General features: G+C 73.3%; 30 protein-coding genes. 24 read left to right on the forward strand and 6 right to left on the reverse strand.

Annotated features, from left to right (window positions below):
* Nucleotides 1–21 precede the first annotated feature (21 nt).
* Together TOK_RS04010 and TOK_RS04015 are read left to right on the forward strand one after the other, a co-directional pair.
* Nucleotides 22–768 carry a ribonuclease HII gene (locus TOK_RS04010; protein ID WP_253258173.1) on the forward strand — a complete coding sequence of 249 codons (747 nt, stop codon included), beginning with the start codon at nt 22–24 and terminating at the stop codon, nt 766–768.
* Nucleotides 765–1,088 (forward strand): DUF2469 domain-containing protein, encoded by a 324-nt coding sequence (locus TOK_RS04015; protein ID WP_013676795.1) that lies wholly within the window; start codon nt 765–767, stop codon nt 1,086–1,088. Before TOK_RS04010 ends, TOK_RS04015 begins: the two co-directional genes overlap by 4 nt.
* Before the next feature lie 54 nt (nt 1,089–1,142).
* On the opposite strand, the gene TOK_RS33190 is transcribed toward TOK_RS04015, so the two are convergent.
* Nucleotides 1,143–1,349 carry a hypothetical protein gene (locus TOK_RS33190; protein ID WP_216361845.1) on the reverse strand — a complete coding sequence of 69 codons (207 nt, stop codon included), beginning with the start codon at nt 1,347–1,349 and terminating at the stop codon, nt 1,143–1,145.
* A 28-nt stretch (nt 1,350–1,377) separates the two neighbouring features.
* Between TOK_RS33190 and TOK_RS33195 the strand changes: the two genes are divergently transcribed.
* From TOK_RS33195 to TOK_RS04045, 6 genes are all read left to right on the forward strand, one after another.
* A complete protein-coding gene (locus tag TOK_RS33195) occupies nt 1,378–1,644 on the forward strand; it encodes a hypothetical protein (protein WP_216361846.1) in 267 nt (88 codons plus the stop codon).
* Between the two features lie 237 nt (nt 1,645–1,881).
* Nucleotides 1,882–2,238: a YraN family protein gene (locus TOK_RS04025; protein ID WP_098956412.1), complete on the forward strand. Its 357-nt coding sequence runs from the start codon at nt 1,882–1,884 to the stop codon at nt 2,236–2,238.
* Entirely contained in the window at nt 2,238–3,746 is a 1,509-nt protein-coding gene (locus tag TOK_RS04030) for a YifB family Mg chelatase-like AAA ATPase (protein ID WP_098956413.1), read from the forward strand. The genes TOK_RS04025 and TOK_RS04030 overlap by 1 nt, the downstream gene beginning before the upstream one ends.
* The gene (gene dprA / locus TOK_RS04035) at nt 3,743–4,906 is read left to right on the forward strand and encodes a DNA-processing protein DprA (protein WP_098956414.1); all 1,164 of its coding nucleotides are present in this window, start codon (nt 3,743–3,745) and stop codon (nt 4,904–4,906) included. The genes TOK_RS04030 and dprA overlap by 4 nt, the downstream gene beginning before the upstream one ends.
* A 79-nt stretch (nt 4,907–4,985) precedes the next feature.
* The gene (locus TOK_RS04040) at nt 4,986–5,930 is read left to right on the forward strand and encodes a tyrosine recombinase XerC (protein WP_098956415.1); all 945 of its coding nucleotides are present in this window, start codon (nt 4,986–4,988) and stop codon (nt 5,928–5,930) included.
* Complete coding sequence (locus tag TOK_RS04045; RefSeq protein ID WP_253258163.1) at nt 5,905–7,152, forward strand: FliA/WhiG family RNA polymerase sigma factor; 1,248 nt, start codon at nt 5,905–5,907, stop codon at nt 7,150–7,152. The genes TOK_RS04040 and TOK_RS04045 overlap by 26 nt, the downstream gene beginning before the upstream one ends.
* Before the next feature lie 124 nt (nt 7,153–7,276).
* Here TOK_RS04045 and TOK_RS04050 read toward each other — a convergent pair whose 3' ends face one another.
* Complete coding sequence (locus TOK_RS04050) at nt 7,277–7,864, reverse strand: M23 family metallopeptidase (RefSeq protein ID WP_253258164.1); 588 nt, start codon at nt 7,862–7,864, stop codon at nt 7,277–7,279.
* A gap of 381 nt (nt 7,865–8,245) precedes the next feature.
* Here TOK_RS04050 and rpsB point away from each other — a divergent pair, with 381 nt between their 5' ends.
* The 6 genes from rpsB to TOK_RS04080 all read left to right on the forward strand — a co-directional run bounded on the left by rpsB (nt 8,246) and on the right by TOK_RS04080 (nt 13,326).
* The gene (gene rpsB, locus TOK_RS04055; protein ID WP_098956417.1) at nt 8,246–9,172 is read left to right on the forward strand and encodes a 30S ribosomal protein S2; all 927 of its coding nucleotides are present in this window, start codon (nt 8,246–8,248) and stop codon (nt 9,170–9,172) included.
* A gap of 101 nt (nt 9,173–9,273) precedes the next feature.
* On the forward strand, nt 9,274–10,101 hold the full coding sequence (gene tsf, locus TOK_RS04060; RefSeq protein ID WP_098956418.1) for a translation elongation factor Ts: 828 nt from the start codon (nt 9,274–9,276) through the stop codon (nt 10,099–10,101).
* A 16-nt stretch (nt 10,102–10,117) separates the two neighbouring features.
* Nucleotides 10,118–10,867, forward strand: a complete 750-nt coding sequence (gene pyrH, locus TOK_RS04065; protein WP_098956419.1) for a UMP kinase — start codon at nt 10,118–10,120, stop codon at nt 10,865–10,867.
* Between the two features lie 15 nt (nt 10,868–10,882).
* Nucleotides 10,883–11,440, forward strand: a complete 558-nt coding sequence (gene frr / locus TOK_RS04070) for a ribosome recycling factor (protein WP_098956420.1) — start codon at nt 10,883–10,885, stop codon at nt 11,438–11,440.
* Between the two features lie 264 nt (nt 11,441–11,704).
* Entirely contained in the window at nt 11,705–12,580 is an 876-nt protein-coding gene (locus TOK_RS04075) for a phosphatidate cytidylyltransferase (protein WP_253258165.1), read from the forward strand.
* Nucleotides 12,581–12,582: 2 nt separating this feature from the next.
* Nucleotides 12,583–13,326 carry a class I SAM-dependent methyltransferase gene (locus TOK_RS04080; protein ID WP_098956421.1) on the forward strand — a complete coding sequence of 248 codons (744 nt, stop codon included), beginning with the start codon at nt 12,583–12,585 and terminating at the stop codon, nt 13,324–13,326.
* Between the two features lie 72 nt (nt 13,327–13,398).
* Here the strand turns inward: TOK_RS04080 and TOK_RS04085 are convergent, their stop codons facing one another.
* Nucleotides 13,399–13,869, reverse strand: coding sequence for a Rieske (2Fe-2S) protein (locus tag TOK_RS04085; protein ID WP_098956422.1), 471 nt, complete (start codon nt 13,867–13,869; stop codon nt 13,399–13,401).
* A gap of 155 nt (nt 13,870–14,024) precedes the next feature.
* Here TOK_RS04085 and TOK_RS04090 point away from each other — a divergent pair, with 155 nt between their 5' ends.
* The 3 genes from TOK_RS04090 to rlmN all read left to right on the forward strand — a co-directional run bounded on the left by TOK_RS04090 (nt 14,025) and on the right by rlmN (nt 16,777).
* Nucleotides 14,025–15,104 (forward strand): hypothetical protein, encoded by a 1,080-nt coding sequence (locus TOK_RS04090; protein ID WP_098956423.1) that lies wholly within the window; start codon nt 14,025–14,027, stop codon nt 15,102–15,104.
* A gap of 222 nt (nt 15,105–15,326) precedes the next feature.
* Nucleotides 15,327–15,674 (forward strand): hypothetical protein, encoded by a 348-nt coding sequence (locus tag TOK_RS04095; protein WP_098956424.1) that lies wholly within the window; start codon nt 15,327–15,329, stop codon nt 15,672–15,674.
* Nucleotides 15,671–16,777 (forward strand): 23S rRNA (adenine(2503)-C(2))-methyltransferase RlmN, encoded by a 1,107-nt coding sequence (gene rlmN / locus TOK_RS04100; protein ID WP_098956462.1) that lies wholly within the window; start codon nt 15,671–15,673, stop codon nt 16,775–16,777. The genes TOK_RS04095 and rlmN overlap by 4 nt, the downstream gene beginning before the upstream one ends.
* A gap of 1 nt (nt 16,778) precedes the next feature.
* Here the strand turns inward: rlmN and TOK_RS04105 are convergent, their stop codons facing one another.
* Nucleotides 16,779–17,849, reverse strand: a complete 1,071-nt coding sequence (locus TOK_RS04105; RefSeq protein WP_098956425.1) for an ATP-dependent DNA ligase — start codon at nt 17,847–17,849, stop codon at nt 16,779–16,781.
* A 54-nt stretch (nt 17,850–17,903) separates the two neighbouring features.
* On the opposite strand from TOK_RS04105, the gene mug reads away from it, so the two are divergent.
* Nucleotides 17,904–18,455, forward strand: a complete 552-nt coding sequence (mug, locus tag TOK_RS04110) for a G/U mismatch-specific DNA glycosylase (protein ID WP_098956426.1) — start codon at nt 17,904–17,906, stop codon at nt 18,453–18,455.
* Nucleotides 18,456–18,612: 157 nt separating this feature from the next.
* Here mug and ligD read toward each other — a convergent pair whose 3' ends face one another.
* The gene (gene ligD / locus TOK_RS04115) at nt 18,613–19,593 is read right to left on the reverse strand and encodes a non-homologous end-joining DNA ligase (protein ID WP_098956427.1); all 981 of its coding nucleotides are present in this window, start codon (nt 19,591–19,593) and stop codon (nt 18,613–18,615) included.
* A gap of 17 nt (nt 19,594–19,610) precedes the next feature.
* On the reverse strand, nt 19,611–19,877 hold the full coding sequence (locus tag TOK_RS04120) for a DUF2631 domain-containing protein (protein WP_253258166.1): 267 nt from the start codon (nt 19,875–19,877) through the stop codon (nt 19,611–19,613).
* A gap of 72 nt (nt 19,878–19,949) precedes the next feature.
* On the opposite strand from TOK_RS04120, the gene dxr reads away from it, so the two are divergent.
* The 6 genes from dxr to TOK_RS04150 all read left to right on the forward strand — a co-directional run bounded on the left by dxr (nt 19,950) and on the right by TOK_RS04150 (nt 26,869).
* Nucleotides 19,950–21,137, forward strand: a complete 1,188-nt coding sequence (dxr, locus tag TOK_RS04125) for a 1-deoxy-D-xylulose-5-phosphate reductoisomerase (protein ID WP_098956429.1) — start codon at nt 19,950–19,952, stop codon at nt 21,135–21,137.
* A 3-nt stretch (nt 21,138–21,140) separates the two neighbouring features.
* Complete coding sequence (locus TOK_RS04130; RefSeq protein ID WP_098956430.1) at nt 21,141–22,337, forward strand: RIP metalloprotease; 1,197 nt, start codon at nt 21,141–21,143, stop codon at nt 22,335–22,337.
* Entirely contained in the window at nt 22,337–22,828 is a 492-nt protein-coding gene (locus TOK_RS04135; RefSeq protein ID WP_098956431.1) for a hypothetical protein, read from the forward strand. Before TOK_RS04130 ends, TOK_RS04135 begins: the two co-directional genes overlap by 1 nt.
* 85 nt (nt 22,829–22,913) lie before the next feature.
* Nucleotides 22,914–24,056 carry a flavodoxin-dependent (E)-4-hydroxy-3-methylbut-2-enyl-diphosphate synthase gene (gene ispG / locus TOK_RS04140; protein ID WP_172457393.1) on the forward strand — a complete coding sequence of 381 codons (1,143 nt, stop codon included), beginning with the start codon at nt 22,914–22,916 and terminating at the stop codon, nt 24,054–24,056.
* A gap of 76 nt (nt 24,057–24,132) precedes the next feature.
* A complete protein-coding gene (locus tag TOK_RS04145; RefSeq protein WP_098956464.1) occupies nt 24,133–24,966 on the forward strand; it encodes a GNAT family N-acetyltransferase in 834 nt (277 codons plus the stop codon).
* A 67-nt stretch (nt 24,967–25,033) separates the two neighbouring features.
* Nucleotides 25,034–26,869, forward strand: coding sequence for a penicillin-binding transpeptidase domain-containing protein (locus TOK_RS04150; protein ID WP_253258167.1), 1,836 nt, complete (start codon nt 25,034–25,036; stop codon nt 26,867–26,869).
* The last annotated feature ends 71 nt before the right edge of the window (nt 26,870–26,940 follow it).

Consider the following 26,940-nt stretch of genomic DNA (forward strand, 5'->3'; position numbering starts at 1 on the left):
CGCCGCTACGTCCCGCAGTCACTGACGGCCGACGGCTGGCGTCCCGAGCGCGCGATCGTCCGGCGCTCCGCAGGTACCTGGACGTTGCAGAGCACGCTGCAGCGACACGGCCTCGGTCCCGTGGCCGGTGTCGACGAGGCGGGCCGCGGCGCGTGCGCGGGACCGCTCGTCGTCGCCGCCTGCGTACTGCGCCCCGCCGACGCCGGACGGTTCGAGGGCCTCACCGACTCGAAGCTGCTGACGGCCGCGGCGCGCGAGGAGTTCTTCGCGCTCATCACGAGGCGCGCCGCGGACCACTGCGTCGTCGTCATCCCGCCGACGGAGGTCGACCGCCGCGGCGTGCACGTCGCCAACATCGAGGGGATGCGCCGGGCCGTGGCCGGGCTGTCGCAGCGCCCCGGTTACGTGCTCACCGACGGTTTCCCCGTCCGCGGGTTCGGCGCGCCCGCCCTCGCCGTGCCCAAGGGCGATCTCGTCGCGGCGTGCGTCGCGGCGGCATCGGTGCTCGCGAAGGTGACCAGGGACCGGCTCATGGTCGAGCTGGACGCGGAGCTCCCGCAGTACGGGTTCGCCGTGCACAAGGGCTACTGCACCCCGGTGCACGACGCGGCGCTCGCCGCCCACGGCCCGAGCGACCAGCACCGCTACTCCTTCGTGAACGTCGCCGGAGCGGCCGCCGCAGGGGCCGAACGGGTGCTGGTCCACAATGGGACGAGCACGTTGCCGGAGGATCCGGTGACGGCCGCCGGTGGAGGAGTGGGCTCGTGAGCGCCGAGGATCTCGAGAAGTACGAGACCGAGATGGAGCTCACCCTCTACAAGGAGTACCGCGACATCGTCGCCCAGTTCTCCTACGTCGTGGAGACCGAGCGCCGTTTCTACCTGGCGAACTCGGTCGACGTCGCCCCCCGCAACGCCGACGGTGAGATCTACTTCGAGGTCCGGATGTCCGACGCGTGGGTGTGGGACATGTACCGGCCGGCGCGCTTCGTCAAGAACGTGCGGGTGCTGACGTTCAAGGACGTCAACATCGAGGAGCTCGACAAGCCCGACCTGCGGCTGCCCGACGACGGGCCGTTCGGCTCCTGACGCGACGACCCCGACGCCTCGTGGCGCCGGGGTCGGACGATCCGGGGCGTCGTGTCATGCGTTGCTGTGGGTCGTCTGCCGGGACGTCGCGCGGGCGCCCAGTGAGCGGCCCCGGTTCCAGATGATCTCGGCCTGGAAACCGACCATGACGGCGATCATGATCAGGACCTCGCCGAAGCCGCCGTCGTCGCTGATGTGGGCGAAGTGGGCGTAGGTGCCCAGCCCGCACTTCGCGACGACCATCGCCAGGAACAGGCCCACCGTCAGCGCGGTGCCCCTGGCTGTAGACGTGGTGGCCGTCGGCGTCGTCCTCGGCCCACATCCGGGTCAGCCGGCCGCGGGCCAGCCCGACGACGACGCTGAGCACGATGGACGCGGCCAGCAGACCCCACTCGGCCGCGCTGTCGGGCCGCGAGAAGCCACCGACGGCCAGGCCGACGACGCCGTAGACGAGGGCAAGCTTGAAACGTCCCGCACCGACGACCTCGTGGCGCTGGGTCTGGCGGTAGATGGCGTATCCGATCATCGCAACCAGGAGCCCGATCTCGACGGGTGACGTCTCGGCTTCCTCTCGTGGCTCCCCGGTCCTCGTGGCCGGTTCGACGCAACGAGAATGCGGCCGGAGGTCGGCGGGAACATCCGCCATGTCACTCGGATCCGCCTACGCGTGCGCACCGACGGTTTCCGGTGGCCGGGTGGCCGGACCGCCCGGGTTGTCCACATGCGTTCGCGACCGTCCACAGCCACACCGGATCGGGCCCACGAATCTGCCGCGAGGCCCATCGTGGACGCCATGGCAGCGAAGGACGTGCTGGGTCGCCGCGGCGAGGACGTGGCGGCGGAGTACCTGCAGAAACAGGGGCTGGTCGTGCTCACGCGCAACTGGCGGTGCCGCGAGGGCGAGCTCGACATCGTCGCCACGGACGCCGGGGTGCTGGTGATCGCCGAGGTCAAGACGCGGTCGGGCACCTCGTACGGGGAGCCCGCCGAGTCGGTGACACCGCGCAAGGTCGCCCGCATCCGCCGCATCACCGACGTCTGGCTCGCCGCCCACGAGGTGCGGTGGTGCCCGATCCGGTTCGACGTCCTCGCGGTGCTGCTGGAACCCGGCCGGCCCGCGACGATCCAGCACTACCGCGAGGCGTTCTGATGGGCGGGCTCGCCCGGTCCTGGTCGGTCGCGCTGCAGGGTGTCGACGGCACGGTCGTCGAGATCGAGGCTGCGATCGGCGGCGGGCTGCCGGGCATCCACCTCGTCGGCCTGCCCGACGCGGCCCTGCACGAGTCGCGCGACCGTGTCCGCGCCGCCGTCGTCAACTCCGGCCACAGATGGCCCAACGAGCGCATCGTCCTGGCCCTGTCACCGGCGACGCTGCGCAAGACCGGATCGGGATTCGACCTCGCGCTCGCGTGCGGGGTGCTCGCCGCCGCCGGCACGGTGCCGCAGACCGCGATGCACCGCACCGTCCTGATCGGCGAGCTCGCCCTCGACGGCCGGCTGCGACCCGTGCGCGGCGTCCTGCCGTGCCTGCTCGCCGCCCGCGCGGCGGGGGTGCGCCGGGTCGTCGTCCCTGTCGCGGCCCTCGCCGAGGCCACCCTGGTCACCGGGCTCGAGGTGCACGGCGCCTCGACGTTGGCCGAGGCCGTCGACTTCCTGGTCGACGGTCGCGCGCTGCGCCGCCCCGAGCCCGTCGCCGACGCGGTAGCGCAGGACCCGCCCGACCTGGCCGACGTCGTCGGCCAGACCGATGCCCGGCACGCGCTCGAGGTCGCCGCGGCGGGCGGACACCACCTGCTCATGGTCGGCCCACCGGGCACCGGCAAGACGATGCTCGCCCGCCGCATCATCGGGCTGCTCCCCGATCTTCCCGCCGACGAGGCTCTCGCCCTCGCCGCGATCCGCTCGGTCGCAGGCAGGCTGCCCGCGGGCGCCGCGCTGAGCACGGTGCCGCCGTTCGTCGCGCCGCACCACTCGACGTCGGTGGCGGCATTGGTCGGCGGCGGCAGCGGCATCGCCCGCCCCGGCGCGGTGTCGCTGGCGCACCGGGGGGTGTTGTTCCTCGACGAGTCGGCCGAGTTCGGAGCCCGGCTGCTGGAGTCGCTGCGGACGCCGCTCGAGGAGGGGGAGGTCCGCATCTCCCGTTCCGAGGGCACCGTCAGCTACCCGGCCAGGTTCCAGCTGGTCCTGGCGGCGAACCCGTGCCCCTGCGCCCCGGCGCACGACCGCGACTGCATCTGCACCTCGCTGGTGCGCCGTCGCTACCTCGGCCGGTTGTCCGGCCCGTTGCTCGACCGCGTCGACCTGCGCACCTGGATGCACCCGGTCACCGCGCTGACCGGTGACGTGCCGGGGGAGAGCACCGAGATCGTGCGGGCCCGGGTGCTCGCCGCGCGTGCCGCCGCGACCGAACGCTGGTCGGCACACGGCTGGCGGACCAACGCCGAGGTGCCCGGGCCCATCCTGCGGTCCCGGTTCGCGCTGCCCGCAGGGGTGCTGCGACCGCTCGATGCCGGCCTGCGGGCGGGCGAGCTCACGGCACGCGGTGCCGACCGTGCGTTGCGCGTGTCGTGGACGATCGCCGACCTGGGCGGACGCGACCGGCCCGACCGCGACGCCGTCGAGGCGGCGCTGTACTTCCGGGACCGGAGGGTCGCATGAGCGCGCCGCGGACCACACCCACCACCCGCCCGGCGGTCGACGTCGAGGTCCTGCGGGCGCGGGCCTACCTGTCACGGGTGGCCGAGCCACCGGCCGCGGCGCTGGCGGCGCTCGTCGACCACGTCGGTCCGGTCGAGGCCGCGCAGCGGATCCGTCGCGGCGCAGTACCGGACGTCGTGCGGTCCGCGACCGGGGCCCGGCGCACCGTCGACCGGGTCGACGCCGACCTGGAGGCCGCCGCCGCCGTGGGCGCACGGCTGCTCGTCCCCGAACACCCCGACTGGCCGCGCTGGGCGTTCGCCGCGTACCCGGCCGCCGGGACCCGCGAGCTCGGCGCACCGCTGGCCCTGTGGGTACGAGGCCCGCTGCGGCTCGGGGAGATCGCCGAACGAGCCGTCGCGATCGTCGGGGCACGCGCCGCCACCGGCTACGGCGTCCACGTCGCGAGCGACATCGCAGGCGGGCTCGCCGCCGCCGGAGCGACCGTCGTGTCCGGGGCGGCGTTCGGCATCGACGCAGCGGCCCACCGTGGGGCCCTCGCCGCGGCGGGGCCCACCCTCGCCGTCCTGGCCTGCGGCATCGACCGTGCCTACCCCGCGGCCCACAGCGAACTGCTCGACCGCATCGCCACGACGGGGCTCGTCGTCAGCGAGTACCCGCCCGGCGCGGTGCCGGCCCGGCACCGCTTCCTCGTCCGCAACCGGCTGATCGCGGGGATCGGCGCGGGGACCGTCGTCGTGGAGGCGGGCCTGCGCAGCGGCGCCCAGCGCACCGCCGCCGACGCCCGCGCACTCGGCCGCATCCTCATGGCGGTGCCGGGTCCGGTCACGTCAGGCGCCTCGGCGGGATGTCACGAACTCGTGCGCAACGGAGCGGTCCTCGTGACCCGCCACGAGGAGGTGCTCGAAGGCGTCGGGAGGCTGGGCGCCGACCTCGCGGTCGAACCCGGCCGGCCGACTCGCCCGACCGACCGGCTCGACGCCACCCAGGCCGCCGTCCACGACGCGTTGCCCAGCCGTGCCGCCCGCGACGCGCGCTGGCTCGCGATGGAGGCGGGCCTGCCGCTCGACACCGTCCGTGCCGGGTTGCTCGATCTCGAACGGCTCGGCATGGCCGAGTACCGCGAGGGGCTGTGGCAACGACCGGCATCGGCCCGATGACGCTCGATGCCGTGGTGAGGCGGGTGACCGTGGGCGTGGCGCGCTTGACCGCCGCCCCACCGACGATGACCGTGGCCTGATGGGGACGCGCCGCACGGACCGCCGGGACACACCCGCCGACCTGCCGGAACGGCTCGGCGCGCATCTCGAGGCCTTCGTGGTGCACCTCGACCGTGAACGCGGCCGGTCCGAACACACCGTCCGCGCCTACCGCGGCGACGTCGCCTCCCTGCTGCACACCGTGTCCGGCGAACACCTCGCGGCGCTCGATCTGAGCGTCCTCAGGGCCTGGTTGGCCGCCGCCCACGCGAGCGGAGCGAGCCGCTCCACGCTCGCCCGCCGCGCCGCCGCCGCCCGCACCTTCACGGCGTGGGCGCACCGCACCGGCCGGCTCGCCATCGACCCCGGCGATCGCCTCGACTCGCCGCGTGCCCAGCGCACGCTCCCCGCCGTGCTGCGGGTCGACCAGGCCGCCGACCTCATGGACGCCGCCCAGTCCGGTGCCGCCCAGGAGGACCCGGTCGCGCTGCGCGACCTCGCCCTGCTCGAGGTCCTCTACGCGACCGGCGTGCGGGTGTCGGAGCTGTGCGGCGCCGACGTCGACGACCTCGACCGCAGCGCCCGAACCTTGCGGGTCCTGGGCAAGGGCGGCAAGGAACGCGTCGTGGTCTTCGGGGTCCCGGCGGAGCGGTCCCTCGAACGCTGGCTCGCGGCCGGACGTCCCGCGCTCGCCCGCGCGGACAGCCCGCCGGCGCTGCTGCTCGGTGCCCGAGGCGGACGTCTCGACCCGCGGGTCGCACGGACCGTCGTGCACGAGGCCGTCGCGGCTGTGCCGGGGGCCCCCGACATCGGCCCGCACGGTCTCCGCCACGCCGCGGCCACCCACCTTCTCGACGGCGGCGCCGACCTTCGTCACGTACAGGAACTACTCGGTCACGCTACGCTGTCGACCACACAGCTCTACACCCATGTCACGGTCGACAGACTGAAGGTGGTCCATGACCAGGCGCACCCCAGGGCGTGAGCCGGTCCTGGCGGAGAACCCACAGGTCAGCCGGCTGGTCTCGGTGCTGGTGTCCGCTCTCTCGCCGGGGCGCGACAACGTCGTCGTGATCGCCGATCCCGTCCCGGAGTCCGACTCTGCGCGCGTCGATCTGACTGCGCTGCGTGACCATTCGGGTCCGGAGAGCGTTGACACGCCGATGGGTGTCGAACCGGGTATCGAGGTCCCGAACCGGACGATCGGGGCCGTCCTGTCCGGCAGCGCCGTCCTGTCCGGCACCGCCGACCTGTCCGGCACCGCCGACCTGTCCGGCGCCGCCGACCCGTCGGGGGGTGCCGACCTGCCCGATGCCGTCGCCCTGTCCGACGACGCGGCTCGGCCGACCGATGCGGAGGTGTTGGGCGTAGGTGGTCCCGTCGCCGACGGTGACCGTGACGTCCGGGTGGAGGGGGTCGAGGACACCCCCGATGCCCTCGACGGCCGCGAACTGCCGGCGGCGGGGCCCGACGTCGTCGCGCAGCTGTGGGCCTACCGCGGTGGCCAGTGCGACCGCGCGGTCCGGGACCTGCTCGTCGCGCACTACGCGCCCCTGGTCCGCGGTGTCGCAGCCCGCACGGCGGTCGGGCTGCCCGCGAGCGTCGACGCGGCTGACCTCGTCCAGGCCGGGGTCTTCGGGCTCCTCGACGCCATCGCCCGCTACGACCCGTCCCGCGGGATCAAGTTCGAGAGCTATGCGGCGCAACGCATCCGCGGCGCCATGCTCGACGAGCTGCGAGCCCAGGACTGGGTGCCCCGCACCGTCCGCACCCGGCTGCGGGAGATCGACCGCGCCCGCGAACGGCTCGAGCGCCGCAACGGCCGGTCCCCGGCGAACGCCGAGCTCGCCACGGAGCTCGGCATCCCGGTCCGCGACCTCGTGCGCATCGCCCAGCACCGGCGCCTCGTCAGCGTCGAGGCGCTCCAGGACCGCAGGCCGGGAGCGGTCGTCGAGGAGGTCGTCGACGACGCCGCTCCCGATCCCGCAGCTGCCTTCGCGCTGCGGGAGACCTACCGCGAGCTCGCCGAGGCGGTACTCGCGCTGGGGGAGCGGGACCGGCTGGTCGTGCACCTGTACTACGTCGAGAACCACACGCTCGCCGAGATCGGCGCCCAGCTCGGGGTCACCGAGTCCCGGGTGTGCCAGCTGCACTCCCGCCTCGTCGGGCGGCTGCGCGGCCGGCTGGACGACGCCGTCGCGGGCTGAGGCCGCCGCCCGGCCGCGGACGAAGCGCCGGGTTCGACGACAGACCGTCCCGGCGCGTGGCCGGTCCGGTCTCACGCCGGGTTCGGCGTGTGCGGGCCGGTGGGCCCGGCTCGTTGCGGGGTGATCACCACGGCCAGCGCTGCGGGGCCGGGAGCAGCCGCACCCGGCCGGGACCGACGAGGACCAGGGGATCGAGGTAGTCGGCCTCGCCGCGGCGTACACCCCAGTGCAGGCACGCGGCGGCGGGACAGCCGGCGTGTCCGGCGTCGAGGACACCGAGCACGGCGCCCCGGGGGACGACGTCCCCGACCGCCACGGTGGCGGTGACGGGTTCGTAGGTGGTGCGGAGGCCGTCGGGATGCAGGACGGACACGACGCCACGGCCGGCGAGCGGGCCCGCGAACGCGACGACGCCGTCGCGTGCCGCGAGCACGTCCTGGCCCTGCGTCCCGACGAGGTCGGCCCCGCGGTGCCCCGGCGACCACCGGTTCTCCGGTGCCCGGAACCGTTCGGCGACCCGGTGCACCGGTCGCAGCGGCCAGCCGTACCGGGCGGTCCCGCCGGCCCGCCCGGGTGGTGCGCCGTCGTCCGCCACGGCCGGCGACGCGAGGCCGGACGATGCCGTCAGGGGTTGCGGGACCGCGGTGTCCGAGGGCGGCGCGGACAGCAGCACGACCGCCGCGAGCAGCACCGTCGTCGATCTCCGCAGCACCTGCCCAGCCTGCGCCGGCAGCGTCGTCGCCGGGGCCGGCGGCGGCCGAGTTGTGGATCGTTGCCCAGGTTGTGGACAGGTGCGTGCCGCAGACCTACGCCGGGTGAGGGGCGATCGGGTCGGCGCGTACACTCGACCTGCGCCTCGGAGCTGTTCGAGGTGACTTCGCGCGCTCGCGTACCTCGCTCGCCACCGGATCTCCGGCAGGCAGGCGGGAACGGTTCCCGGGCGGTCCCGCGAGTCGACGGTCCCGCCTGCGGGTGCCGCGTCGACGACCGGGTCCGGGTCCGATGCGGCGCCAGGGCAGACCATCGACCCGGTGGTAGGCGAGAACCGTGAGCGCGGCCCGTGCCGCGCCTGATCGAGAGGTGAACATCGGCTATGGCCGTCGTCACCATGAAGCAGTTGCTGGACTCCGGTGTGCACTTCGGGCACCAGACCCGCCGCTGGAACCCGAAGATGAAGCGCTACATCCTCACCGAGCGCAACGGCATCTACATCATCGACCTGCAGCAGACGCTGTCGTACATCGACCGCGCCTACGAGTTCGTCCGCGAGACCGTGGCCCACGGCGGCACGATCATGTTCGTCGGCACGAAGAAGCAGGCGCAGGAGGCCATCGCCGACGAGGCGGGCCGCGTCAACATGCCCTACGTGAACCAGCGCTGGCTGGGCGGCATGCTCACCAACTTCCAGACCGTGCACAAGCGCCTTCAGCGGATGAAGGAGCTCGAGTCGATGGAGCAGACGGGAGGGTTCGAGGGTCGTACCAAGAAGGAGATCCTCATGCTCACCCGCGAGAAGACCAAGCTCGAGAAGACGCTCGGCGGCATCCGGGACATGACCAAGGTGCCCAGCGCGGTGTGGATCGTCGACACCAAGAAGGAGCACATCGCAGTCGGTGAGGCCCGCAAGCTGGGCATCCCGGTCGTCTCCATCCTGGACACGAACTGCGACCCCGACGAGGTCGACTTCCCGATCCCGGGCAACGACGACGCGATCCGCTCCGCCGCGCTGCTCACCAAGGTCATCGCCCGTGCGGCGGCCGATGGTCTGATGGCCCGTTCGGCGCGCAGCGGCGGCCGTGACGGCGCCGAGGGCAAGCCCGAGGTCGGCAGCGACGAGCCGCTCCCCGAGTGGGAGCAGGACCTGCTGGCCAGTGGCAGCGAGGTCGGCTCGGACGGCGCGAGCCTGCCGGCTCCGGCCACCACCGAGGCGGCCGCCACCGACGCGGTGGCCGATGCCCCGGCGGCCGACGCGCCCGCCGCGCCGGCCACCACCAGCAACGGGACCCCGTCCGCGAACTGACCCGTCGTACCGCGGGTGGGCCGGGTCTCCGGCCCACCCGCGGTCCGGTTCGTCCCGGACCCCGATCTTCACGCACCGACTAGAGGACGAAGAGACCAGCGATGGCGAACTACACCGCCGCCGACGTCAAGCGGCTCCGTGAGCTCACCGGCTCCGGGATGATGGACTGCAAGAAGGCACTCGAGGAGTCCGACGGGAACCTCGACCAGGCCGTCGACCTCCTGCGCATCAAGGGCGCCAAGGATGTGGGCAAGCGCGCCGAGCGCTCCACCTCCAACGGCCTCGTCGTCGCCCAGGGCGGCACCATGGTCGAGCTCGACTGCGAGACCGACTTCGTCGCGAAGAGCGACGACTTCATCGCGCTGGCCGACAAGATCCTGGCCGCCGCGGTCGAGCAGAAGCCGGCCGACGTCGAGGCGCTCGCCGCCGCGACGCTCGACGGTGGCACCGTGGCCGACGCCGTCCACGCCCTGTCGGCGCGGATCGGCGAGAAGCTCGAGTTGAAGCGCTACATCCACCTCGATGGCCCGGTTGCCGTGTACCTGCACCGCCGCGCCACGGACCTGCCGCCGGCCATCGGCGCGCTGGTCTCCTACGAGGCCGCCGACGCCTCCGCCGCCGACGAGACCGCGCGTGGTGTCGCGATGCACATCGCCGCCGCTCGCCCGCGGTACACGCACCGCGACGAGGTCCCCGGCGACGTCATCGACAACGAGAAGCGCATCGCCGAGGCCACCGCGCGCGAGGAGGGCAAGCCCGAGCAGGTGCTGGCCCGCATCGTCGACGGTCGCGTCAACGGCTTCTACAAGGACGTCGTGCTCCTCGAGCAGCCGTCCGTGCAGGACCCGAAGAAGAGCGTCAAGGCGCTCCTCGACGAGGCCGGTGTGAAGGTCAAGGAGTTCGTCCGCTTCGAGGTCGGCCAGGCCTGAGCCGGGCCTGACGAGTATGAGCGACCCAGTCGACGCCACCCCCCGCCCCGGATTCCGCCGAGTTCTGCTGAAGCTCGGCGGTGAGATGTTCGGTGGCGGGGGGCTCGGCGTCGACCCACAGGTCGTCCAGACCGTCGCCCGCCAGATCGCCGAGGTCGTGGCGAGTGGCGTGCAGGTCGCCGTGGTCATCGGCGGCGGCAACTTCTTCCGTGGGGCCGAGCTGCAGCAGGGCGGCATGGACCGCTCGCGCGCCGACTACATGGGCATGCTGGCCACGGTCATGAACTGCCTTGCGCTGCAGGACTTCCTGGAGCGCAGCCACGGGATCGACACCCGCGTGCAGACGGCGATCACCATGGGCCAGGTCGCCGAGGCGTACATCCCGCGCCGGGCGATGCGGCACCTCGAGAAGGGCCGCGTCGTCATCTTCGGCGCGGGTGTCGGCATGCCGTACTTCTCCACCGACACCGCGGGGGCGCAGCGGGCCCTGGAGATCGGGTGCGACGCGTTGCTGCTGGCCAAGGGCGTCGACGGGGTCTACACCGCCGACCCGAAGCTCCACCCGGACGCGACGCTGTTCACCGAGGTCACCCATCAGCAGGTGCTCGAGCGGGGGTTGAAGGTGGCCGACGCCACGGCGTTCAGCCTCTGCATGGACAATCGGATGCCGATCATCGTGTTCAACCTGCTCTCCGAGGGGAACATCGCTCGTGCGGTGCGCGGTGAGAGGATCGGAACGCTGGTGACCACGCCGGACACCGCCTGAAAGCTGGGAGCAGCCGTGATCGAGGAGACACTCTTCGAGACCGAGGAGAAGATGGAGAAGGCCGTCTCGGTGGCCAAGGACGACCTCGCGGCCGTCCGGACCGGCCGGGCGACGCCCTCGATGTTCTCCCGCATCGTCGTCGAGTACTACGGGGCGATGACGCCGCTGAACCAGCTCGCGTCGATCCAGGTGCCCGAGGCGCGGATGGCCGTCATCAAGCCCTACGACGCGTCGCAGCTCGCAGCGCTGGAGAAGGCGATCCGCAGCTCCGACCTGGGCGTCAACCCCAGCAACGACGGTCAGATCATCCGCGTGGTGATTCCGCAGCTGTCGGAGGAGCGGCGCAGGGAGATGGTCAAGGTCGCGCGCGGCAAGGGTGAGGACGCCCGCGTCACCATCCGCAACCTGCGTCGCAAGGCCATGGAGGAGCTGCACCGCATCGTCAAGGACGGCGAGGCGGGTGAGGACGAGGTCGGGCGCGCCGAGAAGGAGCTCCAGGGTGCGACGGACCGGTACGTTCACCAGGTCGACGAGCTGGTGAAGCACAAGGAAACCGAGCTCCTCGAGGTCTGAGCAGATGTCCCGTCCCGTCCCCGGCCGTGCCGCGTGAGTCTCTCCGGTGAGACCGCTGCGGCGCCCGGCAATCCTGCCAGCAGGCGCTCGCCCGTGCCCTCGGCCGCCGGGACGCCGAACGCCGGGGCCCCGGACGCCCGGACCCCGGACGCTGCGCTGCCGGACACGAGGCGCTCGGACACCACCCGGCGGAACTCCGGACCGGGCTACGCAGGACCGGGCTACGCAGGACCGGGCTACGCAGGACCGGCGGACAGCCCGGCGGTGCCCGAGGGCCCCGTGGCCGGTGCGGTGAACGGCGCCGCGGCAGGCCCGGACAAGCGGTCGTCGCGGGCCGGGCGCAACCTGGTCGCGGCGATCGGGGTCGGCGTCGGGCTCGGCGTCGTCATCCTGGCGTCGCTGCTGCTGGAACGGCACTTCTTCTACGGTGTCATCGCGGTCGCGGCGGCCGTCGGCACCTGGGAGCTCGCCGGTGCGCTGCGCCGCGCGTCCGGGATCACCGTGGCGTTGCCGGTGCTGCTCGTCGGTGGGCAGGCGATGGTCTGGCTGAGCTGGCCGTTCGGTGTGCACGGCCTCGTCGCCGGGTTCGGGCTGACGGCGCTCGCCGGGATGATCTGGCGGATGCGCCAGGGCGCCGACGGCTACCTGCGCGACGTGGGCGCAACCCTGTTCAGCGCGGCCTACGTGCCGCTGTTCGCGACGTTCGCGGCCCTGCTGGTGCTGCCGGTCGACGGTGTCGGTCGGGTGCTGACGTTCATGATCTGCGTCGTGGCCTCCGACGTGGGCGGGTATGCGGCGGGAGTGCTGGCGGGCAGGCATCCGATGGCGCCGACGGTCAGCCCCAAGAAGTCCTGGGAGGGCTTCGCCGGGTCGGTGATCGCGGGGATCGTGGCCGGCTCGCTGTCGGCGGTGCTGCTGCTGCACAGCCACTGGTGGATCGGTGCGATCACCGGGGCGCTGCTCGTCGTCATCGCGACCCTCGGCGACCTGTGCGAGTCCCTGGTCAAGCGTGACCTGGGGATCAAGGACATGGGCACGATGCTGCCCGGGCACGGCGGTCTGATGGACCGGCTCGACTCGATGCTGCCCGCCGCGTTCGTCGCGTGGCTGGTGCTGCGCATCGCGCTGCCGGTCGGCTGAGCGTGGCGCGGCTCCACACCGGGTTCGGCGGGCAGCCGAAGCCCGGTCCGGCGATCCCCAGCCCGAACATCTGGAACTGGCCCGAGGTCTACGAGCGCGAGAACGAGGCGCAGGACGCCGACGGCGCGATCTGGGGCGTGCTGCGTGAGCTCGCGCCGTGGGTGGGCGCCGACGTCGTCGACATGGGCTGCGGCGACGGCTTCCACCTGCCGTTCTTCGCGCGGGACGCGGCGTCGGTGGTGGGGGTGGAGCCGCATCCTCCGCTGGTCGGGCGCGCTCGCGTCCGCGTCGCCGGGCTGGACCGGGTTCGGGTGCTGCAGGCAGGGGCCGCGACGGTGCCGCTGCCGGACGCCTCGGTCGACCTCGTGCACGCCCGCACCGCGTACTTCTTCGGGGCCGGGTGCGAGCCGGGGCTGGCCGAGACCGACCGGCTCCTGCGACCCGGTGGGGCGCTGGCGATCGTCGACCTCGACTTCACTGTCGGGCCCTACGGGTCGTGGCTGCGCGCCGACCTTCCGCGCTACGACGCCGGGACGGTCGAGCGCTGGTTCGCCGGACAGGGGTTCTCGATGCGGCGGGTGGACACGACGTGGCGTTTCGACGACCGAGCCACGCTCGAGGCGGTGCTGGGCATCGAGTTCTCCCGAGCTGTCGCCGCCCGCGCGATCGCCGAGACCCCCGGCCTGACGATCCCGGTCGGCTACCGGGTGCACGTGCGCCGCAAGCCGGCCGGACTCGTCGTCTGACGGCGGCGCCGGCTGTCGCGCTGCTCGAACCGGGAGTAGGGCGCTGCCGGCTGCCGCGCTGATCGGCCGAGCTCAGCCCAGGACGATCCGGCCGCCGCCGTCGACCGTGACGGCCTTGGCGGTCAGACCGGTCCGCGCGGGGCCCTTCTCGACCGACCCGTCGAGCGCGAAGGTGCTGCCGTGACAGGGGCAGACGATCGAGGCGCCCCGCACCTCGTTGACGTTGCAGCCCTGATGCGGGCAGCGCGTCGAGAAGCCGGCGTAGGTGCCGGCCGTCGCCTGCGTGACGACGACGCTCTGGTCGCCGTAGATCTTCGCGCCGCCGACGGGCACGTCGGTCGCGGGGCCGAGCGCACCCGAGGCCGAGCCTCCGGAGCTCCCCGAGCCGTCGGAGCCGCTGCCGGAACCGGAGCCTGCCGAGCAGCCTGCGACGAGCAGACCGGCACCGATCGCGGCGGCGCCGGCCCCGGCGACGACGGCGCGTCGCGAGAAGGTGGGCCCCGCCGGTGTCTCGGCGGTGGGGGCGTCGTGGGTGGGGGGCATGGGTCGTCTCCCGGTGGTGGTGCGGGCGCCGTTCGGGGTGGCGTCGCCGCGGAGCGGATCCGTTGCAGCTTCAACAATGCCAGCGACTGTGTGGGACTGGTGTGGGGCGAGGACGGTGCCGACGCCGCCGCGGCGGCTTGGCTACCGTGGGTGGCATGACGCGACCGATCCGGCTCCCCGACGGGGTGGCCGCTCCCCAGATCGAGACCGTCCTCGGTGCGCTGTGGTGGATCGCCGGCGCGCTGGCCCTCTCGAGTGGCGTGGGCACGGCCCTCATGGCGGCAGGACTCGGAGCGACGGGCGTGCTGTGGACGTTGGTCCGCGGACGCCAGGGCGACGGCCGTCCGCTGGGGCCGGCGAGGCGGGCTCGGCTGATCCGGCAGGGCGCTGTCGGCGGGGTGCTGGCGGCCGCGGCGCTCGTCGGGCTGCCGATGCTGTCATGGGGCGAGGTGGCGGTGCCGGTCGCGGCGGCGCTCGTGGCGGTCGTCCTCTTCTCCGTCGCGCCGATCGTGGGGTCGCGCTCGTTCGTCGCCGTCGGGAGCGGGTTGCTCGTGCTGTCCGCGGTCGGCGCGCTGGTCGCGCTCGGCACCGTGGGGGTCACGGCGCCGCAGGGCATCGTCGGATTCGGTGGTGCGGCCCTGCTGTGGCCGGCCGGCGCCCTGCGCACCGGCGTGCTCGGCGGTCCGACGGTGCGGGCGGTGGGGCGTTGGCTCCGGGTGCGGCTCACGTCGGTCCGGACCCTGCGGGAACGCCGCGAGGAGCGCCGGAGCGACCAGCCGACGATGTTCGCCCCCGCTGGTCCGCGTCCCCCCGCCCCACGGGCCCCCGCCGACCACGGCGCCCGCCCTGCCGCGCCGCCGCCCGCCGGACACGGCGTACCGCAGCCCGCCGGTCACGCCGTACCGCCGCCCGCCGGACACGCAGCACCGCCCCGTGCGGGACACGCCGGGCCGCCGTCACCCGTCGCCGGACACGGCGGGCCGGGGACCGTCGCCGGGAACGCCGCGCCGCCCCGCACCGAGAATCGCGCCGGAGGGGTTGTGCCGCAACGCCCCCGTGGCCCCGCTGCCCGACCGGTGCCCTCCGCAAGGCCGCCCGCGGGCGCGGGACGCGGCAGGACCGCCGACCCCTTCGCCCCCACCGTGCGCACGCGCACCGACACCCCGTCCGTCGACCGGGACGCAGGTGACCGCCCGACCGCGCCCGTCCGCACCCCGGGCCCGCCGCCCGGCTGAGCCGTTCCTGCCGGGGAGAACCGCGGGGCCGCCCGATCAGTCCGCGACCTCTCCGTCGTCATGTCTCCGACGGCCGGGCCGCGCGGGTCCGCCGGGAGAGGGGGAGCGCGTCGTGTCCCCGTGTGTCGTCCGGAGCGCACCGGCAGCCGCGGGGGGCCCGGCACGGCTGGCCCACGCCGGCCTCGACGGCGCTCCGCGCACCTCGCCGATGGGCTGGGTGCGATGGACGGACGGATCGTGATGGCGACCGTCGAGAAGGCCCCACTCGTGTCGGCGTTGCGGTCGAACCCGGTCGTGGCCCTGACCGTCGACGACGCGCCGCTGACGATCATCGGCGTTGCGGAGATCGAGATCGTCGACGGGGTTCCCGACGTGTACCTCGACGGCGCGCGGCCGTTCGTCGCGGCGGGCGCCTGGGACGGCTTCGAGGCGGGTGTGCGGGCGCTCTACGACAGGATGGCCGTCGTGACCGTCGCCCCGACCGGGCCGGTCGCGGTGCAGGCGGGCACGTCCGGGGGTGGGCGAGGCGCAGGTCACCCGGCGCGACCTGGCACAATCGGGTGGTCATGACATCCCTCCCGCTCGTCTTCGACGCGCCCAAGCGCGGTCTGCCGCCGCGCCATCTCGCGGACCTCGACCCGGCGGACCGCAAGTCCGCGGTCGCCGATCTCGGCCTGCCCGGGTTCCGGGCCGACCAGCTGGCCCGGCACTACTTCGGCCGTTTCACCGCCGACGTCGGGGAGATGACCGACCTGCCGGCCGCGGCGCGAGAGACGCTCGCGTCGCTGCTCCCACCGCTGGTCACACCGGTCACCGAGCAGTCGTGCGACGACGGGGCGACCCGCAAGATGCTGTGGCGCGGGCACGACGGGGTGCTGGCCGAGTCGGTGCTGATGGCCTACCCGGACCGGGCGACGGTGTGCATCTCCAGCCAGGCGGGCTGTGGCATGGCGTGCCCGTTCTGCGCGACGGGCCAGGGCGGACTGCAGCGCAACCTGTCGACGGGCGAGATCGTCGACCAGGTCCGGCAGGCTGCGGCCGCGGCGCGTGACGGCCTGCTGGGCGAGCCGATGCGGCTGTCGAACATCGTCTTCATGGGGATGGGCGAGCCGCTGGCGAACTACAACCGGGTCGTCGCGGCGTTGCGCCGCATCACCTCTCCGGCGCCCGACGGGCTGGGCATCTCCCCGCGCGGGGTCACGGTGTCGACGGTGGGGCTCGTCCCGGCGATCGACAAGCTGGCCGCCGAGGGCATCCCGGTGACGTTGGCGGTCTCGCTGCACACCCCCGACGACGAGCTGCGCGACACCCTGGTCCCGGTCAACAACCGGTGGAAGGTCGGCGAGGTGCTCGACGCGGCGCGTCGCTACGCGCAGGCCACCGGCCGGCGGGTGTCGATCGAGTACGCCCTGATCCGCGACGTGAACGACCAGCCGTGGCGCGCCGACCTGCTGGGCACGCTGCTGCGCCGGCGCGTCGGCACCAAGCGGGTGCACGTCAACCTCATCCCGCTCAACCCGACGCCGGGCAGCGAGTGGGACGCCTCCCCGCGCCCGGTGCAGGACGAGTTCGTCCGCCGTGTCGAGGCCGCGGGCGTGGCGTGCACGGTCCGCGACACCCGGGGCCAGGAGATCGACGCCGCGTGCGGCCAGCTGGCGGCCACCCACAGGTAGGTCAGCCGGGCAGGCCCAGGACGTCGCCGAGGTCGAAGCTCACCGGCTGCTCGAGCTGTTCGTAGGTACACGACTCGGGGGTGCGGTCGTCGCGCCAGCGCACGAACTGCGCGGTGTGGCGGAAGCGGATTCCCTCCATGTAGTCGTAGCGGACCTCGACGACCCGTTCGGGGCGCAGCGGCACGAACGACAGGTCCTTGCCGTTGTTCCAGCGGCTGCCCTCGTTCTTGCGCGGGGTGCGTTCGCCACCCATGTGCGCGGCCCAGTTCCACGGGTGGCCGTCGAACTCGGTGACCAGCGGCTGCATCTCCTCGAACAGCTCCCGGCGGCGCGCCATCGGGAACGCGCCGATGACCCCGACCGAGGCGAGGGCGCCGCGCTCGTCGAACAGGCCGAGCAGCAGCGAGCCGATCGCGTCGGGACCCGACTTGTGGACGCGATAGCCCGCCACCACGCAGTCGCACGTCCGCTCGTGCTTGATCTTGGCCATGACGCGCTTGTCGGGCTGGTAGGTGAGGTCGAGCGGCTTGGCGATCAGCCCGTCGAGGCCCGCTCCCTCGAACTCGCGGAACCACTGCTCGGCCAGCACCGGGTCCTGCGTCGCGGGGGTGATGTGGATGGGTGGCGTCGCATCGGCCAGCGCGCGTTCCAGCGCGGCACGCCGGTCGTCGAGACGGGCCTCGGTGAGGTCGTCGTCGCCGAGGGCCAGCAGGTCGAACGCGACGAAGCTGGCCGGCGTCTGCTCGGCGAGCAGCCGGACCCGCGAGTCGGCAGGGTGGATGCGTTGCTGCAGGGCTTCGAAGTCGAGCCGGTTCCGTTCCCTGTCGACGACGATGATCTCCCCGTCGATCACGGCGCGCTGCGGGAAGTTGGCCTTCACGGCCTCGACGACCTCGGGGAAGTACCGGGTCATGGGCCGCTCGTTACGGCTGCCGATCTCGACCTCGTCACCGTCGCGGAAGATGATCGACCGGAAGCCGTCCCATTTCGGCTCGTAGAGCCTGCCGTCGGGGATCGCGGCGATGGGCTTGGCCAGCATCGGCTTGACGGGCGGCATGACGGGCAGGTCCACGCGGCACATCCTGCCGGGATACTCCGACAGGATCGAGTGCGAAGGGGTACCACGATGGCGCATTTCAGCGCAGCGGAACTGGAAGCGGCCCGCGAGCGCACCATCGACGACGTGCTCCCGGGAACGGACGACCCGCCGCTGACGGTGCTGTTCTGCGGCATCAACCCAGGGCTGCTGTCCGGGGCGACCGGGCACCACTTCGCGCGGCCCGGCAACAGGTTCTGGCCGGTGCTCTACGACGCCGGCTTCACCCCGCGGCTGCTGCAGCCCGCCGAACAGTGCGAGCTGCGGGGACTCGGGCTGGGCATCACCAACATGGTGGCGCGCACGACGGCCCGGGCCGACGAGCTCTCCGACGACGAGCTGCGCGCGGGCGGTGAGCGCCTGCGATCCCTTGTCGCGCAGGAGAAGCCGCGATGGCTGGCCGTCGTCGGGGTCACTGCCTACCGGACGGCGTTCGCCTGCCCGAAGGCCGCGGTCGGCCCACAGACGACGACGCTGGGGAACAGCGGGATCTGGGTCCTGCCCAACCCGAGCGGCCTCAACGCCCACTGGTCCCGCGCGGCGATGGCCGAGGAGTTCGCCCGCCTGCGCGACCGCGCCTGACCGCTCCCGGCGACGTGCCCCGAACCCCTACGAGCGCGACGTGGGACTGCGCGATCTCCATGATCGAACCAGTCCGGTGTCGAAGTCGGCGACCGGCCTGGGTCCGGGGTCGAGGGACCTGTCGGACTGCGCGATCGATCGCCCACTCACAGGGGGATCAGAGGTCGTCGAGGTCCGGGAGGCCGTCGGCGGCGGAGGCGGGGGTGTCGCGGGCGTCGCGGTCGGCCCACTCCAGGAGCTCGTCGAGGACGAAGACGGCGTCGTCGATACCCGCGTGCAGGTCGCCGAGCTCGGCGAAGCGCGCCGGCACCGTGGCGATCGTGAAGTCGCGGGGATCGACGTCGGCGACCTCGTCCCAGCGGATCGGCGTGGAGACCACGGCCTCGGGGACCCCGCGCACCGAGTAGGCGGCGGCGATCGTGTGGTCGCGGGCGTTCTGGTTGTAGTCGACGAAGATCGAGGCGGGGTCGCGGTCCTTGCGCCACCACGTCAGGTCGACGAGATCCCCTGCGCGCCTGCCCACCTCGCGGGCGAACGCGTGCGCGGCCCGCCGGACGTCGGCGAACCCCCAGCGGGGCTCGATCCGCACGTAGACGTGCATGCCCGAGCCCCCGGAGGTCTTGGGCCAGCCGGTCGCGCCGAGCTCGTCGAGGACCTCGTGGGCGACGGCGGCGACGCGGCGCACGTCGTCGAACGTCGCGTCGGGCATCGGGTCGAGGTCGATGCGCCACTCGTCGGGCTTCTCGGTGTCGGCGGCGCGGGAGTTCCAGGGGTGGAACTCGACCGTCGACATCTGGACGGCCCACACCACGTCGGCGGGGTGGGCGACGCACAGCTCGTCGGCGTGCCGGTTGTAGCGGGGGAAGTGCACCCGCACCGTTGGTACCCAGTCCGGGGCGCCGCGGGGGAGCCGCTTCTGGTGAACCTTCTCGCCGGTCACACCCGTCGGGAAGCGGTGCAGCATGCAGGGGCGGTCGCGCAGGGCGCGGACGATGCCGTCGCCGACCGCGATGTAGTACTGCGCCAGATCGAGCTTGGTCTCCCCGCGGGCCGGGAAGTAGACCCGGTCGGGGTTGGAGATGCGGACGGTACGGTCCCCGACCTCGATCTCGACGGCCGGGCCCGCCCGCTCGGCCATGGCGGACCCGCCTCGGCTCAGCGGCGCCAGGCGTTGCGGCGCTTGATGAGGCCGCCGATCACGCCACCGAGCACGAACAGCGCCGGAACGACCATCCAGACGATCTCGGTCCAGCTGGCGTGGTGCCCGATGAGCAGGATCGGAAGGATGATGGCGGTGGCGATCGCCGCGATCAGGGTGCCGTTGGGGAAGCTGCCGTGCCAGCCCCACTCGGCCGACGGCTCGTCGAGCGGGTCGACCTCGACCTCGGCCCCGGGTCGCTTCGCCAGCTCACTACCTGCCACGCCGTCCTCCTGAACACGGATGCCTGCGGGCCACATACTCGCACAACACACCGCCGAGGATGATGTGCGGTCGTGAGCGAACCCTCGGCGACCCCACGGTCGGTACTGGTGCTGGGATCCACGGGATCGATCGGCACCCAGGCCCTCGACGTCGTCGACCACGCCGACGGCCGCTTCACCGTGGCCGGGCTCGCGGCGGGCGGCGGTGACGTCGGGCTGCTGGCGGCGCAGGCCCGCGCGTACGGCGTGCGCCGGGTCGCGGTGGCCGACCGGGCCGCGGCCGCCGCGCTGCGGGCCGAGCTGCCCGGCGTGGACGTCCTCGACGGCCCGGAGGCGGCGACGGAGCTGACGGCGACCACACCGGCGGACGTCGTCCTCAACGGCATCACCGGCTCCCGCGGCCTCGGGCCGACGCTGGCCGCGCTGACGGCGGGGGAGACCCTCGCGCTGGCCAACAAGGAGTCGCTGGTCGCGGGCGGGGCCCTGGTCACGAACGCGGCGAATCCGGGGCAGATCGTGCCGGTCGACTCCGAGCACTCGGCGCTGGCCCAGTGCCTGCGCGGCGGCACGGCCGAGGAGGTGGCCCGGCTCGTGCTCACGGCGTCGGGTGGGCCGTTCCGCGGCCGCAGCCGCGCCGACCTCGCCCAGGTCACCGTCGACGAGGCGTTGAAGCACCCGACGTGGGACATGGGCCCGGTCGTCACGATCAACTCGGCGACCATGGTCAACAAGGGCCTGGAGCTCATCGAGGCGCACCTGCTGTTCGACGTGCCCTACGACCGCATCGATGTCGCCGTGCACCCGCAGTCGATCGTGCACTCGATGGTCACGTTCGTCGACGGCTCGACGATCGCGCAGGCGAGCCCGCCCGACATGCGGCTGCCGATCGCGCTGGCGCTGGGCTGGCCCGCGCGGGTGCCCGGCGCGGCCGCGGCGTGCGCGTGGGACCTCGCACAGACGTGGACGTTCGAACCGCTCGACGACGACGCCTTCCCCGGCGTGCGGCTCGCCCGCGCGGCCGGGACCGCGGGCGGCTGCCTGCCCGCGGTCTTCAACGCCGCCAACGAGGAGGCCGTCGCCGCGTTCGTCGGCGGCGGGCTGTCGTACTTGGGGGTGACCGAGGTCGTCGAGCGTGCGCTGGCGGCGGCCGACGGGTGGTCGGGTGACCCCGCTACCGTTGACGACGTGCTGGCCGCGGAGGGCTGGGCGCGAGCCCGGGCCCGGGAGCTCGCGGCGTCGATCGGCTCAGAAGGGCTCTGACAAGTGGCATTCGCGTTCGGCGTCGTGCTGTTCGCCCTCGGCATCGCGATCTCCATCGCGCTGCACGAGGCCGGGCACATGGTCACCGCCAAGGCCTTCGGCATGCGGGTCCGCCGGTACTACATCGGCTTCGGGCCCAAGATCTTCTCGTTCCGGCGCGGTGAGACCGAGTACGGGATGAAGTGGATCCCCGCCGGCGGGTTCTGCGACATCGCCGGCATGACGGCGCTCGACGAGGTGACCGAGGAGGAACGCCCGCGGGCCTTCTTCCGCAAGCCGACGTGGCAGCGCGTCGTCGTGCTGTCGGCGGGCTCGGCCACGCACTTCCTGATCGGCATCGTCCTGATCTACGTTCTGGCGCTGACGTCGGGCCTGCCCAACGTCTCCGACACGGCGACCGCGGGGACGATCAGCTGCGCCGCGAACCAGACGTCGCCGACGGCGCTGGAGCCGTGCGGGCCCGGCGTGGCCGCCCCGGCCGCCGACGCGGGCCTGCGCGCCGGCGACACGATCGTCTCGGTCGCGGGCACGCCCACCCCGACCTGGACCGACGCCGTCAAGCTGATCCAGGCCGCCGGCGGGCCGACGCCGATCGTCGTCGAGCGTGGCGGCGAGCGCCTCACGCTCACGATGGACGTGCAGAAGGTCCAGCGGCTCGACCCGCAGACCGGGGCGTCCCGTGAGGTCGGCGCCATCGGCGTCTCCCAGCAGCTGGTCTTCGACTACAACGCGCTCAGCGCCGTGCCCGCCACGTTCGCCTACACCGGCCAGATGTTCGCCCAGGTGTGGCAGGGCCTGCTGATGTTCCCGGAGAAGGTGCCGCGCCTCATCGACGCCATCTCCGGCGGCGAGCGCGACCTGGAGACGCCGGTGAGCGTCGTCGGGGCCAGCGTCATCGGCGGCGACCTCGCCGAGCGCGGGCTGTGGCAGGTGTTCATCCAGCTGCTCGTCGTGCTGAACCTGTTCGTCGGGGTGTTCAACCTGCTGCCGCTGCTGCCGCTCGACGGCGGGCACATCGCGGTGAACCTCTACGAGCGGGTGCGCGACTGGGTCCGGGCACGGCTGGGCAAGGTGCAGATGCCGCCCGTCGACTACACGAAGCTGTTGCCACTGACCTACGTCGTCATCCTGATCGGTGGCGCGATCAGCCTGCTCACGCTGACCGCCGACATCGTCAACCCGATCCGGCCCTTCCAGTAGTGGCCGCTGCGGACATCCCGGACCGGCCGCTGGCCGTGTTCGACATCGACGGCGTGCTCGCCGACGTCACCCACCGGCTGCACCATCTCGACGTCAATCGCTGGGAGCGTTTCTTCTCCGCCGCCGACCGCGACCCCCTTCTGGAGGAGGGCGCGCGCCGGCTGCGGGCCGCGCTGGCCGAGCACGACGTCGTCTACCTGACGGGCCGTCCCGAGCGGAACCGGCGGCTCACCGAACGGTGGCTGGCCCGGCACGGGCTGCCGACCGAGCCGCTCTACATGCGCGAGGACGACGACTACCGCCCCGCCCGCTGGGTCAAGCGCGAGGTGCTGCGGGACCTGGCCCGCACCCGGACGATCGCGTCGATCATCGACGACGACCCGTCGGTCGTGCGGGTGCTGGCCGACGACGGCTGGCCCGTGGAGCTGGCGACCTGGCTGCCGCACTCGTCGACGCTGCAGGACGCGCAGGAGAACAAGGGTCGTACCTGACCGTTCGCCGCAGCTCACATCCACTGCGGCGTGGCTCGCGACACGCCCCCGGCATGTCGGGACCGCACGGAGGATACTGGGGGTCGTGAGCGTCTCCCTGGGCATGCCCGCCGCACCCGCCCCGACCCTCGCACCTCGCCGGAAGACCCGGCAGCTGCAGGTCGGGACCGTCGGCGTCGGCAGCGACCACCCGATCTCCGTGCAGTCGATGACCACCACCCTGACCGCGGACGTCAACGCCACGCTGCAGCAGATCGCCGAGCTCACCGCGGCGGGCTGCGACATCGTGCGCGTCGCGTGCCCCAGCCAGGACGATGCCGAGGCGCTGCCGGCGATCGCGCGGAAATCGCAGATCCCTGTCATCGCCGACATCCACTTCCAGCCGAAGTACGTGTTCGCCGCGATCGAGGCCGGCTGTGCCGCCGTGCGCGTGAACCCCGGCAACATCCGCAAGTTCGACGACCAGGTGAAGGAGATCGCGGCCGCCGCACGCGACCACGGCACCCCGATCCGCATCGGCGTCAACGCCGGCTCGCTCGACAAGCGGCTGCTGGAGAAGTACGGCAAGGCCACTCCGGAGGCGCTCGTCGAGTCGGCGCTGTGGGAGGCGAGCCTGTTCGCCGAGCACGACTTCCACGACGTCAAGATCTCGGTCAAGCACAACGACCCCGTCGTCATGGTGCGTGCCTACGAGCTGCTCGCCCAGCAGTGCGACTACCCGCTGCACCTGGGTGTCACCGAGGCCGGCCCGGAGTTCCAGGGCACGATCAAGTCCGCCGTCGCGTTCGGTGCGCTGCTGTCGCAGGGCATCGGCGACACGATCCGCGTCTCGCTGTCGGCCCCGCCGGTCAACGAGGTCAAGGTCGGCCGCCAGATCCTGGAGTCGCTCAACCTCAAGCCGCGGCGCCTGGAGATCGTGTCGTGCCCGTCCTGCGGGCGCGCCCAGGTCGACGTCTACACCCTCGCCGAGCAGGTCACCGCCGGGCTGACCGGCATGGAGGTGCCGCTGCGCGTCGCCGTCATGGGCTGCGTCGTGAACGGCCCCGGTGAGGCGCGCGAGGCCGATCTCGGCGTCGCGTCCGGCAACGGCAAGGGTCAGATCTTCGTCAAGGGCGAGGTCATCAAGACGGTCCCGGAGCACGCCATCGTCGAGACCCTGATCGAGGAGGCGATGAAGATCGCCGAGACGATGGGTGGCGAGGGCGCGCCCGAGGTCGTCGTCGGCTGACGCCGGCGTGATCCGAGATCGAGCCGAAACCGGGCCTCACATGGGCACCGGCGCCCAGGTGTGGCACCGTAGGAGGGTGCTCAGAGTCGCGGGTGCTCGACTGCTCGACGACCGCGACCGTGCCGGCGTCCGAGCGGCCCTCGAGGCCGATCCGGTGGCCGCCTGCATGGTCGCCGCCCGCATCGAGGTCGCGGGTCTGGATCCCTGGCGGCTCGGCGGGGAGCTGTGGGCCGTCGGACCCCGTCTCGACGCGCTCTGCTTCTCCGGTGCCAACCTCGTCCCGCTGCGCGGGGAGCGCTCCGCGCTGCGCAGCTTCGCCGACCGCGCGCGCCGCCACGGGCGTGGCTGCTCGTCGCTGGTCGGGCGGGCCGAGCTGGTGCTCCCGCTGTGGGACGAGCTGGCCCCGGCCTGGGCCCCGGCCCGTGAGGTACGGCCCGACCAGCCGCTGATGGTCCTCGCCGGACCGCCCACGATCACGCCGGACCCGCTGGTGCGCCCGGTGCGGCCCGACGAGATCGACGCGTACCTGCCCGCCGCCGTCGCGATGTTCACCGAGGAGGTCGGCGTCGACCCGCGTGCGGGCGACGGCGGGGCCGGCTACCGGGCGCGGGTCGCCGAGCTCGTGTCCGCCGGGCGCGCGTTCGCGCGCTTCGAGGACGGCCAGGTCGTGTTCAAGGCCGAGATCGGCGCCCTGTCGTCGCAGGTCGGGCAGATCCAGGGGGTCTGGGTGCACCCGTCGAAGCGCGGTCTGGGCCTCGGCACGACCGGCACCGCCGCCGTCGCCGCCCGGCTCGCCGCGCTCGGCCGCATCTCCAGCCTGTACGTCAACGGCTTCAACCACGTCGCACGGTCCGTCTACACGAAGATCGGGTTCACCCAGGTCGCGAGCTTCGCGACGGTGCTGTTCTGAACCGTCCCACGAACGTGGGGTCGAGGCTCCGCCGGGAATGTCGGGGTCGGCGGGCATACTCGGGCGCGTGACCGCTCCCCGTCGTCGCACCGCGAGCCCGCTGCGGCTCGGGCTGCTCGCGGGGCTGCTGGTGATCGCCCTCGTCGGCGCGAGCTGCTCGATCTTCGGGCCGAGCGGCGAGGAGAAGGCCGTGCAGGCCTACCTCGACGCGTGGACCCGGGGGGACGACGCCGCGGCCGCCCGCCTCACCGACGATCCCGCCGCCGCCCAGGCCGCGCTGGCCGATGCGCGCACGGCGCTGGCCCCCGCCGGCATCACCGCCACTCTCGGCCAGGTCCGCACCGCGGGGGACAACGCCACCGCGTCCGTCGACGTCACGTGGGACCTCGGGCAGGACCGGCGATTCGGCTACCTCGACGAGATCCAGGCCCGCTCCGCACCGCAGGCCGAGTCGGGCTGGCTGGTGCACTGGACGCCCGCGGCGATCCACCCGAAGCTCGCCGCCGGGCAACGGCTGAGCCTCGTCGTCGACACACCCGACCCGGCGCCGGTGGTCGACCGCGGCGGCACCCCGCTGCTCGCCCCCACACCCGTCGTCAACATCCTGCTCGACCGGACCGCCGCGGGTGATCTCGGTGCCGTCACCACGGCGCTCGCCCGCGCGCTCGTTCCGCTCGTCCCCGGGATCACCGCCCAGTCGATCACCGACGCCGCGGCCGCCGTGCCCGACGGCCAGGGCTACTCGGTCGCCGTGCTGCGCGACGCCGACTACCGCACCGTCAAGGCCGCCGTCCACGACCTGCCGGGTGTCCGCTTCGCCACCCAGACCCGCCTGCTCGCGCCGTCCGCGGGCTTCGGCAGCCAGGTCCTCAACCCCGTCCGTACCGAGGTCGCTCCGCAGGTCAGCGGCGTCCCCGGGTGGTCGGTGCAGATCGTCGGCGGCGGTGGGGCGACGATCGCCACGGTGGGGGAGCAGCCTGCGAAACCCGGCAGCACCGTCACCCTCTCGATCGACCACGCCGTCCAGACCGCCGCGGAGGACGCGGTCGACTCGCTGCCGCAGCAGGTCGCGATCGTCGCGCTGTCGCCGTCGACGGGCGACATCCTCGCCGTCGCGCAGAACACCCAGGCCGACGCCGCCGGAGCCATCGCGCTCACCGGCCGCTACCCGCCAGGGTCGACGTTCAAGATCGTCACCGCCACGGCGGCGCTCGAGACGCTCGGGATCGACGCGAACTCCCCGCAGCCCTGCCCCGGCACCACCACGATCGACGGCAGGCTCGTCCCCAACGAGGACCGGTTCGAGCTCGGCACGGTGCCGCTCACCCAGGCCTTCGCCCGCTCGTGCAACACCACCTTCTCCCAGCTCGCGGCGCAGATGACGGCCGACGCGCTGCCTGCCGCGGGTCTGCAGCTCGGCTTCGGCGCCGACTTCGCGGTCCCCGGCCTCACCACCGTCACCGGCTCGGTCCCGCCCGCCCCCGACCGCGTCCAGCGCGCCGAGGACGGGTTCGGTCAGGGCGATGTCGTCGCCACCCCGTTCGGGATGGCGCTGGTCGCGGCCACCGTCGCGAAGGGCGCTCCCGTCGTCCCCCAGCTCATCCGTGGCCGTGCCACCGAGGTCCCGAAGCCGGCCACCGCACCCGGCCAGGCCGCGCTCGACCAGCTACGGCCCATGATGCGGGCCGTCGTCACCGGTGGGACGGCCACGGCCCTCGCACGCAGCGGCGAGGTCTTCGGCAAGACCGGCACGGCCGAGTACTCGGTGAACGGCGTGAACCGGGCCCACGGCTGGTTCGTCGGCTACCGCGGCGACGTCGCGTTCGCGGTGCTTGTCGTCGACGGCGGCTCGTCCGGGCCGGCGGTCGGTGTGGCGCAACGGTTCCTCGCCGCCCTCGGCTGACCGGGTGGCCCGTCGCTGCGCCGCGCCCGGCACCGCGACGGAGGGCGTGACTACGGGGCCTCCGAACTCTG

Origin of the sequence: Pseudonocardia sp. N23 (assembly GCF_002583555.1) — a bacterium.
Classification (GTDB): Bacteria; Actinomycetota; Actinomycetes; order Mycobacteriales; family Pseudonocardiaceae; genus Pseudonocardia.